Source organism: Enterobacter cloacae complex sp. HYC042_NIDB (assembly GCF_056673315.1).
Genome location: NZ_CP109650.1, coordinates 1,499,513 through 1,511,529 on the forward strand (window position 1 = coordinate 1,499,513; position 12,017 = coordinate 1,511,529).

Below are 12,017 nucleotides of genomic sequence, written 5' to 3' on the forward strand. Positions count from 1 at the left end.
CCGATCCCCTTATTTTTATACGCTTTTTGACAACATTTTTCTGTGGGTGTGGATCGACATCACGATACCAAACCCGGCCATCAACACGATCAGTGCCGAGCCTCCGTAACTCACCAGCGGCAGCGGTACGCCTACCACCGGCAGAATACCACTCACCATACCAATATTTACGAAGACATAAACGAATAAAATCAACATCAGTCCGCCTGCCATGACGCGGCCGAAGGTGGTCTGCGCGCGGGCCGCAATCCACAAACCTCGCATGATGAGCAGCACGTAGAGCGCCAGCAGGATCAGGATGCCAACCAGTCCCAGCTCTTCCGCCAGTACCGCAAAGATAAAGTCGGTGTGGCGCTCCGGTAAAAACTCCAGCTGCGACTGGGTACCGTGCAGCCAGCCTTTACCGCGCAGGCCGCCGGAGCCAATCGCAATCTTGGACTGAATAATATGATAGCCCGCACCGAGCGGATCGGTTTCCGGATCGAGAAGCATCATGACGCGCTGGCGCTGGTAGTCATGCATCAGGAAGAACCACAGGATAGGGATAAACGCTGCAACCAGCACTACCGCTATACCAATCAGACGCCAGCTTAAGCCCGACAGGAACAGGACAAACAGGCCGGAGAGGGCGATAAGGATCGAGGTGCCGAGGTCAGGCTGCGCCGCAACCAGCAGTGTCGGCAGGAATATCAGCACCAGGGCGATAGCGGTATTTTTCAGCGACGGCGGACAGACGTCGCGGTTAATAAAGCGCGCCACCATCAGCGGAACTGCGATTTTGGCAATCTCCGAGGGCTGGAAACGAACAACGCCCAGATCCAGCCAGCGCTGTGCCCCTTTTGAGATGGCACCGAACGCATCTACCGCCACCAGCAAAATAATACAGAAGATGTAGAGATAGGGCGCCCAGCCTTCATAGACGCGCGGCGGGATCTGCGCCATCACCACCATAATGACCAGACCCATCGCGATCTGGCCGATCTTGCGTTCCATCATGCCGATGTCCTGGCCGCTGGCGCTCCAGATAACCAGGGCGCTGTAAACCAGCAGGGCCAGCAGGATCAGCAGCATGGCTGGGTCGATGTGAATTTTATCCCACAGCGATTTTTTATTTGGATTATCCGTCATGATTATTGGTCCTCCGCCGCAGCGGCGGCCGGATTTTCAGCCGGCAGTTCGGTGTTGTTATCACCCAGCATAATGTGGTCCAGGATCTGGCGCATGATGGTCCCTACTGCCGGGCCAGCGCCGCCGTTCTCCAGAATCATTGCCACCGCCACCTGCGGGTTATCATAAGGGGCAAACGCCGTCATTAGCTTATGGTCACGCAGACGTTCGGCAATGCGGTGTGCGTTATAGGTTTCATTGGCTTTCAGGCCAAAGACCTGCGCCGTACCGGATTTCGCGGCCACTTTATATGGCGTACCGGCGAAATACTTGTGCGCGGTTCCGTTTGGACGGTTTGCCACACCGTACATACCGTCTTTCGCTATTTCCCAGAAGCCGGAATGGATGTCGCCTACCGGCGCTTCATGGGGCTGCACCCACGGCACTTTTTTGCCATCTTCAACGGTGCTTTGCAGCAGATGCGGAACTTTCACCACGCCGTCGTTAATGAGGATCATCATCGCTTTGTTCATCTGAAGCGGGGTGGCCGTCCAGTAACCCTGGCCGATACCCACCGGTATGGTATCACCCTGATACCACGGCTTCTTAAAGCGCTTCAGCTTCCACTCGCGGGTTGGCATGTTGCCGGAGCGCTCTTCAGCCAGATCCACGCCGGTGTAGTGCCCGTAGCCGAATTTGCTCATCCACTCAGACAGGCGGTCAATGCCCATGTCATACGCCACCTGATAGAAGAAGGTATCCGCAGATTCTTCCAGAGATTTCGTAACGTTCAGATGGCCGTGGCCCCATTTCTTCCAGTCGCGATAGCGTTTTTCAGAGCCCGGTAGCTGCCACCAGCCCGGGTCAAACAGGCTGGTATTGCGGTTGATGACGCCCGCGCTCAGCGCTGAGACCGCCACGTACGGTTTAACCGTTGATGCCGGTGGGTAAACGCCTTGCGTGGCGCGGTTCACCAGCGGGGTGTTAGGGTCATTTAGCAGGCCGGAGTAGTCTTTGCTGGAGATGCCGTCAACAAAGAGGTTCGGGTCATAGCTTGGCATAGAAACCATGGCCAGAATGCCGCCGGTGCGCGGGTCGGTGACCACCACGGCGGCGCGGCTGCCCGCCAGCAGGGTTTCAATATACTGTTGCAGTTTGAGATCGAGCGTCAGATAGACGTCGTGCCCCGCCTGAGGCGGCACTTCTTTAAGCTGGCGGATGACGCGGCCACGGTTGTTAACCTCAACTTCTTCATAGCCGGTCTGCCCGTGCAGGACATCTTCGTAGTAGCGCTCGATCCCCAGCTTGCCGATATCATGCGTCGCGGCGTAGTTCGCCAGCTTGCCGTCTTTATCGAGGCGCTCGACGTCTTTATCGTTAATCTTGGAAACGTAGCCAATCACATGCGTCAGCGCGGATCCGTAAGGATAGTAGCGACGCTTGTAACCCTTCACTTCCACACCGGGGAAGCGGTACTGGTTCACCGCAAAACGGGCGACCTGGACTTCCGTCAGATTGGTTTTAACCGGAATGGAGGTGAAACGGTGAGAGCGGGCGCGCTCTTTTTTGAAGGCCGCGATATCATCATCGTTAAGATCGACAACGCTCCTTAGCGCTTCCAGCGTATTCTGCACGTTATCGACCTTCTCCGGCATCATCTCGACTTGATAGATGGTGCGGTTTAACGCCAGAGGGGTGCCGTTACGGTCGTAGATAATGCCGCGGCTGGGTGCGATAGGCACCAGCTTAATGCGGTTTTCGTTAGAACGCGTCTGGTAATCGGTAAAGCGGACAATTTGCAGATTATAAAGGTTGGCGATCAGCACGCCGGTAAGCAGCAAAATCCCCGTAAAGGCGACCAGCGCCCGGCGCACAAACAGCGCGGACTCAGCCGTATAGTCGCGAAAAGAATTCTGTAGTTTCATCCGCTGCTTAATCTACCCTGGTCAGTCATTACTCGCGGTGATAGGGGTGGTTGGTAGTAATGCTCCACGCGCGATACAAGCTTTCCGCCACCAGGACCCGTACGAGCGGGTGGGGCAGCGTCAGCGCAGAGAGAGACCAACTTTGTTCTGCTGCCGCTTTGCAGGCGGGGGATAACCCTTCAGGTCCGCCAATCAACAGACTGACGTCGCGGCCATCCTGCTTCCAGCGCTCCAGTTCATGCGCCAGCTGCGGCGTATCCCAGGGTTTACCTGGAATATCAAGGGTGACGATGCGGTTCTTGCCTGCGGCAGCAAGCATCAGTTCACCCTCTTTGTCGAGAATACGTTTGATATCCGCGTTCTTACCGCGCTTCCCGGCGGGGATCTCCACCAGTTCGAACGGCATATCTTTGGGAAAACGACGCAGATATTCAGTAAAACCGGTTTGTACCCAGTCCGGCATTTTGGTGCCGACGGCGACCAGCTGCAACTTCACGCATTAACCCCAGAGTTTTTCCAGCTCATACAGGCGACGGCTCTCTTCCTGCATGACGTGGACAATCACATCGCCGAGGTCAACAACCACCCAGTCAGCGGTCGCTTCACCTTCAACGCCAAGCGGTAAGAGTCCTGCTGCGCGCGATTCCTGAACCACATGGTCGGCAATCGAAACAACATGACGCGTAGAGGTACCGGTGCAGATAATCATGCAGTCGGTAATACTGGATTTACCCTTAACGTCGATAGCAATGATGTCCTGACCTTTCAGGTCATCAATTTTGTCGATAACAAAATCCTGGAGTGCTTTACCCTGCAAGTTTTCCCCCTGGGTGAATGAGATTGTACAACTATGAATTCGTGGCCAGACAGTATACCTGAACTGACGCCCCTGTCGGGACAAATGTCACCGTCCGGGCTTTTGAAGGCGGGTATCATCCCACCCTCCGCCTGAGATTGCATCGCCATTTTTGTAAAACAATTTCTGTAAAGCAACGATCGGCGGGAAAGTCTGGCAGCGGAGGATAACAGTATGGCTTAACCTGTCAAGGCAGGATAATCAATATGCTGCTTTTTATGCCCTCCGGCTATTTATCTGCGGTTTTCTGATACAACCCGTGCGTATGAATATACGCCAGCACCGGGGCAGGCAGCAGATCGTCACAGGCTAAACCCTGCTGTAAACGTTCGCGAATAACGGTCGCAGAGATGTCGAACCACGGCGTCTCCGCCAGATAAATCTTCCCGGCGGGCTGGTTGTGAAGATCTTCAACGTTATCGGTGAGATGGTCTTCAAGCCACTGCTGATATTGCGCTTCGCGCATGGTCAGCGGGTAGCCCGGACGGCGGCAGACGAGCAGGTGGCTATTCCCCAGAATGGTTTCATACTTGTGCCACGTGGGGAAATTGAGCAGGGAATCCTGACCGATGATAAAGGCGAGCGGCTGGTCAGGCCCTTGCTCGGCCCGCCACTCCTGCAGCGTTTGCGACGTCCATGAGGGGGTGTCGCGACGCAATTCCCGTTCATCCAGCCTGAAGAGCGGCTTATCCGCGATAGCCAGAGCGAGCATCTCTTTGCGCTGCTCGCTGGTTGCTTCAGGCTGGGGGCGGTGCGGCGGAACATTATTGGGCATGATGGTAACGCGCTGCAGGCCGATCAGATTTGCCAGAATTTCTACCGGCTTCAGATGCCCGTAGTGTACCGGGTCAAAGGTGCCGCCATACAGGGCCTGTAAAGAGTGCATACTATCCATCAATAAATACGTCAGCCAGCGCCTTGTGGCAAAGCAGCAGGGAAAGGCTTTCCAGCTCCGCCCACACCGACTGGCCGTAATCTTGTTTTAGGGTGAGCTCGGCGCGCATCAGAAGCTGCACCGCCTGGCGCAGCTGTTCATGGCTCAGGCGGTTGATGGCCTCGGTGGTCATTGCCCGCCGGTTTTGCCACACCCGGTGTTTATCAAACAGGGAGCGTAACGGCGTATGGGCCGACTGGCGCTTGAGCGTTATCAGCAGCAACAGCTCGCGCTGCAGCGTGCGCAGCAGAATGACGGGTTCACTGCCCTCCAGGCGCAACTGCTGGAGAATATGCAGGGCGCGTTTGCTTTTCGCCGACAACAGAGCATCCACCCAGTGGAACGGCGTGAAGTGTGCGGCATCGTTAACGGCCTGCTCAACGCGCGGTAAGGTCAGCTTGCCGTCCGGCCAGAGCAGGGAGAGCCTGTCCAGCGCCTGTGCCAGGGCCAGCAGGTTGCCTTCATAGCAGTAGCAGAGCAGTTGGTTCGCCGCATCGTCCAGTTGAAGGTTGTGCTGCTTCGCTCTCGCGGCGACCCATTTAGGCAGGTGCGCCTGCTCAGGCGTCTGGCAGGTGACCAGCACCGCGTGGGGCGCGAGTTGGGTGAACCATGCCGCGTTTTCCTGCGCTTTGGTGAGCTTGCTGCCGCGCACAATTAACAGCAGATCGCTATGTAACAGGCTGACCAGCGTGGCGAGTTGCTCATTGATGGCCGCGTTAGGGCCGTTCTCCGGCAGCAGGATCTGGATTGTCTGGCGCGACGCAAAAAGGCTCATCGCCTGACAGAGTGAGAAGAGGGCGTTCCAGTCGGTGGCGTTATCCACCTGAAAGGTATGGTGTTCATCAAAGCCCTGAGCCGCGGCCGCATGCCGCACGGCATCCAGGCTTTCCTGAAGTAGTAACGGGTCGTTTCCGAGCAGCAGATACGCCGCGCGCAGCCCTTCATTGAGCTGCGCGCGGAGTTGTTCAGGATACAGCCTGATCATCATTTACCCAGAGAGGTAGAAACAGGAGGCGTACTGGCATCCGGTTTTTCAATAATGTCAGAGCCTTCTCGGTTAGACGCTGCAATACCCGGCAGTTTGCGGATCAGCTGTTCCGCCGCCTTGTCGTACATTTCGTTGATGATAATCTGCTGTTCGGCATCTTTTGCCAGCGCGGTTTGCGGGTTATCAAAGAACGAACGATACACTTTTGCGCTGATCGGATAGATGTCTTTACCCGGGATCAGCACAGCCGCGTTGACCGACAGCACCATCTGATATTCAGCCGTGCGGCCGTCCTGGAAGATGGACGCCGTATCCTGGCCCAGCGTCATTCCCAGTACGCGCAGAGACGGTACATCCTGGCGCAGCGTACCTTTCTCAATAAGCTCAACGCCGTTCAGGCGCAGCTGATTACGAATGGCCCGGCTGAGCGGTCCGTTTGGATCCCCGGAATCAAAGATCATTGTTTTCATCTCAGCAGGCACCGCCGTGGTATTGCGCAGATGCCAGCCACAGCCAGCGGTGACAAGCACCGCCAGAGATAAGAATATTGTTGCCAGTTGTCGCACGTTTCCTCCCGCGCTTAGCCAACGACCAGATTGAGCAGTTTACCCGGTACGTAGATCGCTTTACGTAAGGTAACGCCCTCAAGATATTTCGCAACCAGAGGTTCCTGGCCCGCGCGCTCGCGAACCTGATCTTCAGTTGCATCGACCGCCACGGTAATTTTACCACGGACTTTGCCGTTGACCTGGACCACCACCAGCGTGGTGTTTTCCACCATCGCTGCTTCGTCAGCCACCGGCCACGGCGCGTTGTCGATATCGCCTTCGCCTTTCAGCTCCTGCCACAGGGTGAAGCTGACGTGTGGCGTGAACGGGTTAAGCATGCGAACCACGGCCAGCAGCGCTTCACGCATGATGGCACGATCCTGCTCGCCGTCCTGCGGGGCTTTCGCCAGCTTGTTCATCAGTTCCATAATAGCCGCAATTGCGGTATTGAAGGTCTGACGACGACCAATATCATCGGTCACTTTCGCGATCGTTTTATGAACATCACGACGCAGCGCCTGCTGATCTTCGCTCAGCGCAGCGGCGTTCAGTGCCGGAGCATCACCCTGTGCGGTATGTTCGTACACCAGCTTCCAGACGCGTTTCAGGAAGCGGTTCGCGCCTTCTACGCCGGATTCCTGCCACTCAAGGGTCATATCAGCCGGAGAAGCAAACATCATGAACAGACGTACGGTGTCCGCGCCGTAACGCTCAACCATCACCTGCGGGTCGATACCGTTGTTTTTAGACTTGGACATCTTGCTCATGCCGGTATAAACCAGTTCATGGCCTTCAGCGTCTGTCGCCTTCACGATACGGCCTTTCTCGTCGCGCTCAACGATCGCATCAACCGGAGAAACCCAGTTACGCTCTCCGTTCGCGCCAACGTAGTAGAAGGCGTCTGCCAGCACCATACCCTGGCACAGCAGCTGTTTAGCAGGCTCGTCAGAGTTCACCATGCCGGCATCGCGCATCAGCTTATGGAAAAAGCGGAAGTAGAGCAGGTGCATGATGGCGTGTTCGATACCACCAATATAGATATCTACCGGCAGCCAGTAGTTGGCGGCGTCAGAATCCAGCATGCCTTCTTTGTACTGCGGGCAGGTGTAGCGCGCGTAGTACCAGGAGGACTCCATAAAGGTATCGAAGGTGTCGGTTTCACGCAGCGCAGGCTGGCCGTTGACGGTGGTTTTGGCCCACTCAGGATCGGCTTTGATCGGGCTGGTGATGCCGTCCATGACCACGTCTTCCGGCAGGATCACGGGCAGCTGATCTTCAGGCGTTGGCATGACGGTGCCGTCTTCCAGGGTCACCATTGGAATTGGCGCACCCCAGTAACGCTGACGGGACACGCCCCAGTCGCGCAGACGGAAGTTCACTTTACGCTCGCCCACGCCCAGTGAGGCCAGCTTATCGGCGATGGCGTTGAAGCCCTCTTCGAAGCTGAGGCCGCTGAACTCACCGGAGTTAAACAGGGTGCCTTTTTCGGTCAACGCCTGCTCGGACAGGTCAGGTTCAGAACCATCGGCGGCCAGAATAACGGCTTTAATCGGCAGGTTGTATTTGGTGGCAAACTCGTAGTCGCGCTGATCGTGACCCGGAACGGCCATGACTGCACCTGTACCGTACTCCATCAGAACGAAGTTTGCTGCCCAGACCGGGATCGCTTCGCCCGTCAGCGGGTGCTTAGCATAGAAGCCCGTCGCAACGCCTTTTTTCTCCATCGTCGCCATGTCGGCTTCGGCCACTTTCGTGTTGCGGCATTCGTCGATGAAGGTCGCCAGTTCCGGGTTGTTCTCTGCCGCTTTCTGCGCCAGCGGGTGACCTGCGGCCACGGCCAGATAGGTCGCACCCATGAATGTGTCCGGACGGGTGGTGTAGACGGTCAGGGTCTGGTCGTAGTTCTCAACGTTGAAGGTAATTTCCACGCCTTCAGAACGGCCAATCCAGTTGCGCTGCATGGTCTTAACGGTGTCAGGCCAGTGATCCAGTGTATCCAGATCGTTCAGCAGTTCGTCAGCGTAAGCGGTGATTTTGATAAACCACTGTGGGATCTCTTTACGCTCAACTTTGGTGTCGCAGCGCCAGCAGCAGCCGTCGATAACCTGCTCGTTCGCCAGAACGGTCTGGTCATTCGGGCACCAGTTAACGGCAGAGGTCTTCTTGTACACCAGGCCTTTTTTGTACAGCTCGGTGAAGAACTTCTGCTCCCAGCGGTAGTATTCCGGGGTACAGGTCGCCAGCTCGCGGCTCCAGTCATAGCCGAAGCCCAGCATTTTGAGCTGGTTTTTCATGTACGCGATGTTGTCGTACGTCCACGGTGCTGGAGCGGTATTGTTTTTTACCGCTGCGCCTTCTGCAGGCAGGCCGAACGCATCCCAGCCGATTGGCTGCAGAACGTTTTTGCCGAGCATGCGCTGGTAACGGGCGATCACATCACCGATGGTGTAGTTACGCACGTGGCCCATGTGTAGTCGACCAGAAGGATAGGGAAGCATCGACAGGCAGTAATACTTCTCTTTGCTCTCGTCTTCGGTTACTTCAAAGGTGCGCTTCTCGTCCCAGTGTTGCTGGACTTTTGATTCTATCTCTTCCGGGCGGTATTGCTCTTGCATGGCAGCCAGTGGTCCTGTGTTCAATACAGCTACAAAAATGTAGCCAATGGATGTGGTAATTCAGATCCGCATAGCATAGCCCAAACGCCCGCGTCAAAACAGCCTTTCGCGCAATTGCACTTTGCAGGAATTTACCGGGTCTGTGCTTCACCTGACAAAGCGGCGGCGAAATAAGGTCTATTATTAGAAATAGTTACTTACCCGGGAGGCAAAATGATGAACAAGGTTGCTCAATTTTACCGCGAACTGGTGGCGACACTGACGGAACGGCTGCGTAACGGCGAGCGCGATATTGACGCGCTGGTCGAACAGGCGCGTGAGCGGGTGACGCAAACGGGTGAGTTAACGCGAACCGAAGTGGAAGAGGTGACGCGCGCCGTACGCCGCGATCTGGAAGAGTTCGCGCGCAGCTACGAAGAGAGCCAGGATGAGATCGCCGACAGCGTCTTTATGCGGGTGATCAAAGAGAGCCTGTGGCAGGAGCTGGCGGATATTACCGATAAAACCCAGCTGGAGTGGCGCGAGGTGTTCCAGGATTTAAATCATCACGGCGTGTACCAGAGCGGTGAAGTGGTGGGGCTGGGGAATCTGGTGTGCGAGAAGTGCCATCACCATATTGCGGTATATACGCCGGATGTGTTGCCGCTGTGCCCGAAGTGCGGGCACGATCAGTTCCAGCGTCGCCCGTTTGAGCCATAAGTAAAAGCGTAGTTTTGTTCCCTCTCCCCGTGGGAGTGTACAGTCCGGGGACATAGTGAACACTTGTTCGGGGACATGGTAGACACTTACAACTGAGGCATAAGAACCCGTTTATGGAGTCGCTTATGCCCTGGGATGCGAGAGATACCATGTCATTACGTACCGAGTTTGTGCTGTTCGCCTCGCAGGACGGGGCGAACATCCGTTTCCTCTGCCGTCAGTTCGGCATTTCTCCTGCCACCGGCTACAAGTGGCTTCAGCGCTGGGCTGAGGAAGGTGCCTCCGGTCTTCAGGACCGCTCCCGCGCACCTCATCATTCCCCGAACCGCTCATCTGACGACATCACGGCCCTGCTGCGCATGGCGCATGACCGTCATCAACGCTGGGGCGCCCGCAAGATTAAGCGCTGGCTTGAAGACCAGGGGCACCGTATGCCCGCCTTCAGCACCGTCCATAATCTGATGGCCCGTCACGGTCTGCTGCCGGGCGCATCACCGGGCGTTCCGGCTACGGGACGCTTCGAACATGACGCGCCGAACCGGCTCTGGCAGATGGATTTTAAGGGCCACTTTCCCTTTGGCGGTGGCCGCTGCCATCCGCTCACCCTGCTGGACGACCACTCCCGTTTTTCCCTGTGCCTGGCGCACTGTACCGATGAACGGCGCGAGACCGTGCAGCAGCAGCTGGTCAGCGCGTTTGAACGCTACGGCCTGCCGGACAGGATGACGATGGACAACGGCTCACCGTGGGGCGACACCACCGGCACCTGGACGGCGCTGGAGCTGTGGCTGATGCGCCACGGTATCCGGGTGGGGCACTCCCGGCCTTATCATCCGCAGACGCAGGGCAAGCTGGAGCGTTTTCACCGCAGCCTGAAGGCGGAAGTGCTGCAGGGAAAATGGTTCGCGGACAGCGGAGAGCTGCAGCGCGCTTTCGATCACTGGCGCACGGTGTACAACCTTGAACGCCCGCACGAGGCGCTGGATATGGCGGTACCGGCCTCGCGGTATCAGCCGTCAGCGCGGCAGTACAGCGGCAGCGTAACGCCACCTGAATACGATGAAGGGGTGAAGGTCAGGAAAGTGGATGTCAGCGGAAAGCTGAGCATACAGGGTGTCAGTCTGAGCGCAGGCAAGGCGTTCAGGGGAGAACGGGTCGGGCTGAGGGAGACACAGGATGACGGCTGCTATGAAGTGTGGTGGTACAGCACGAAAGTGGGGGTGATCGACCTGAAGAAAAAGTCGATCACCATGGGTAAAGGATGTTAAAAAGTGTTCACCATGTCCCCGAACACCTGTCTACCATGTCCCCGGACTGTACAGGGAGAGGGCCAGGGTGAGGGCGTCAGGCCGCACAATAGTAAGCAAGTCTTTCCGCCAGCAAATCCACAAACGCCTCCCGGTCGATATCCACCATCAGCGTCGTATTCGGTTTATTTCCCGTCAGCGAATAGTAATCCACCACCGTCATCCCCTGGGTATATTTCCCCTGCGTCTCCACGCCAACCCATCTGTCCACCGTGGTAAACATTTCAGGCTTCAGCAGCCAGGCGATGGTGCACGGGTCATGCAGCGGCGCGCCGTGAAAGCCCCATTTCTCGGCTTTGTGATACTCCATAAAGAAGTCGAGCAGCTCGGCTACGGTTGTCGCAACCGGGTTGCCCACGGCGCGGAAGCGCTCAATATCGTCTGCCATAATCTGTGCCCGATGCGTCACGTCCAGCCCCGCCATCACAATCGGCAGGCCCGACTGGAAGACGATCTCCGCAGCCTCCGGATCAACAAAGATGTTGAATTCGGCCGCAGGCGTCCAGTTCCCTAGCCCCATAGCCCCACCCATAATCACAATACGGGCGATTTTACTGCGCAGTTCCGGATGGCTGTTCAGCAGAAGCGCAACGTTGGTCTGCGGGCCGGTAGCCACCAGCGTCACGGGCTCTGCGCTTTCACGCAGCACCTTCGCCATTAGCTCGACGGCGGTGCAGTCTTGCGGTGTGAAACCTGGCTCCGGCAGCGCCGGGCCATCCAGCCCGCTTTCACCGTGAACGTTGTCGGCAATGATCAGCTCGCGCATCAGCGGCTTAACGGCGCCGCCTGCGACAGGAATATCGGTGCGTTTCAGCAGCGTCAGCATTCGTAAAACGTTGCGCAGGGTTTTGTCCGGCGTCTGATTTCCGGCGGACGAGGTGACCGCTTTCACGTCCAGTTCAGGGGAGGCAAGCGCGAGGACGAGCGCGATCGCGTCATCATGACCCGGATCGCAGTCGAGAATTATAGGGTGTGCCATAGCGTTCTCCATTCTTAGCATTATTTTGTGACAAGGTTAACGCTGCGATGTGACGCCGA

General features: G+C 56.9%; 11 protein-coding genes. 2 read left to right on the forward strand and 9 right to left on the reverse strand.

What is annotated here, in order from left to right; translation table 11 throughout:
- Positions 1 to 15: 15 nt before the first annotated feature.
- The 8 genes from mrdB to leuS all read right to left on the reverse strand — a co-directional run bounded on the left by mrdB (position 16) and on the right by leuS (position 8,973).
- On the reverse strand, positions 16 to 1,128 hold the full coding sequence (gene mrdB / locus OKF39_RS07100; protein ID WP_013097590.1) for a peptidoglycan glycosyltransferase MrdB: 1,113 nt from the start codon (positions 1,126 to 1,128) through the stop codon (positions 16 to 18).
- Between the two features lie 2 nt (positions 1,129 to 1,130).
- Positions 1,131 to 3,032: a peptidoglycan DD-transpeptidase MrdA gene (gene mrdA / locus OKF39_RS07105; RefSeq protein ID WP_028012338.1), complete on the reverse strand. Its 1,902-nt coding sequence runs from the start codon at positions 3,030 to 3,032 to the stop codon at positions 1,131 to 1,133.
- 28 nt (positions 3,033 to 3,060) lie between these two features.
- Positions 3,061 to 3,528, reverse strand: a complete 468-nt coding sequence (gene rlmH, locus OKF39_RS07110) for a 23S rRNA (pseudouridine(1915)-N(3))-methyltransferase RlmH (protein WP_003858701.1) — start codon at positions 3,526 to 3,528, stop codon at positions 3,061 to 3,063.
- A 3-nt stretch (positions 3,529 to 3,531) separates the two neighbouring features.
- Entirely contained in the window at positions 3,532 to 3,849 is a 318-nt protein-coding gene (gene rsfS / locus OKF39_RS07115) for a ribosome silencing factor (RefSeq protein WP_003858696.1), read from the reverse strand.
- A gap of 268 nt (positions 3,850 to 4,117) precedes the next feature.
- Positions 4,118 to 4,783, reverse strand: coding sequence for a nicotinate-nucleotide adenylyltransferase (gene nadD, locus OKF39_RS07120; RefSeq protein WP_028012339.1), 666 nt, complete (start codon positions 4,781 to 4,783; stop codon positions 4,118 to 4,120).
- Entirely contained in the window at positions 4,776 to 5,807 is a 1,032-nt protein-coding gene (gene holA, locus OKF39_RS07125; protein ID WP_479983800.1) for a DNA polymerase III subunit delta, read from the reverse strand. The genes nadD and holA overlap by 8 nt, the downstream gene beginning before the upstream one ends.
- Positions 5,807 to 6,376, reverse strand: coding sequence for an LPS assembly lipoprotein LptE (gene lptE, locus OKF39_RS07130; RefSeq protein ID WP_248097473.1), 570 nt, complete (start codon positions 6,374 to 6,376; stop codon positions 5,807 to 5,809). Before lptE ends, holA begins: the two co-directional genes overlap by 1 nt.
- 14 nt (positions 6,377 to 6,390) lie before the next feature.
- The gene (leuS, locus tag OKF39_RS07135; RefSeq protein ID WP_048338851.1) at positions 6,391 to 8,973 is read right to left on the reverse strand and encodes a leucine--tRNA ligase; all 2,583 of its coding nucleotides are present in this window, start codon (positions 8,971 to 8,973) and stop codon (positions 6,391 to 6,393) included.
- Between the two features lie 216 nt (positions 8,974 to 9,189).
- On the opposite strand from leuS, the gene OKF39_RS07140 reads away from it, so the two are divergent.
- Together OKF39_RS07140 and OKF39_RS07145 are read left to right on the forward strand one after the other, a co-directional pair.
- On the forward strand, positions 9,190 to 9,672 hold the full coding sequence (locus OKF39_RS07140) for a zinc ribbon-containing protein (RefSeq protein ID WP_028012343.1): 483 nt from the start codon (positions 9,190 to 9,192) through the stop codon (positions 9,670 to 9,672).
- Between the two features lie 125 nt (positions 9,673 to 9,797).
- Positions 9,798 to 10,940, forward strand: coding sequence for an IS481 family transposase (locus OKF39_RS07145; protein ID WP_028013617.1), 1,143 nt, complete (start codon positions 9,798 to 9,800; stop codon positions 10,938 to 10,940).
- Between the two features lie 76 nt (positions 10,941 to 11,016).
- Here the strand turns inward: OKF39_RS07145 and rihA are convergent, their stop codons facing one another.
- Positions 11,017 to 11,958 (reverse strand): pyrimidine-specific ribonucleoside hydrolase RihA, encoded by a 942-nt coding sequence (gene rihA / locus OKF39_RS07150; RefSeq protein ID WP_479983630.1) that lies wholly within the window; start codon positions 11,956 to 11,958, stop codon positions 11,017 to 11,019.
- Between the last annotated feature and the right edge of the window lie 59 nt (positions 11,959 to 12,017).

What these genes read in the sequence shown, in the direction of transcription:
- mrdB (WP_013097590.1), bottom strand. Translation starts at nt 1,128, where the DNA reads ATGACGGATAATCCAAATAAAAAATCGCTGTGGGATAAAATTCACATC.
- mrdA (WP_028012338.1), bottom strand. Translation starts at nt 3,032, where the DNA reads ATGAAACTACAGAATTCTTTTCGCGACTATACGGCTGAGTCCGCGCTG.
- nadD (WP_028012339.1), bottom strand. Translation starts at nt 4,783, where the DNA reads ATGGATAGTATGCACTCTTTACAGGCCCTGTATGGCGGCACCTTTGAC.
- holA (WP_479983800.1), bottom strand. Translation starts at nt 5,807, where the DNA reads ATGATCAGGCTGTATCCTGAACAACTCCGCGCGCAGCTCAATGAAGGG.
- leuS (WP_048338851.1), bottom strand. Translation starts at nt 8,973, where the DNA reads ATGCAAGAGCAATACCGCCCGGAAGAGATAGAATCAAAAGTCCAGCAA.
- OKF39_RS07140 (WP_028012343.1), top strand. Translation starts at nt 9,190, where the DNA reads ATGAACAAGGTTGCTCAATTTTACCGCGAACTGGTGGCGACACTGACG.
- OKF39_RS07145 (WP_028013617.1), top strand. Translation starts at nt 9,798, where the DNA reads ATGCCCTGGGATGCGAGAGATACCATGTCATTACGTACCGAGTTTGTG.
- rihA (WP_479983630.1), bottom strand. Translation starts at nt 11,958, where the DNA reads ATGGCACACCCTATAATTCTCGACTGCGATCCGGGTCATGATGACGCG.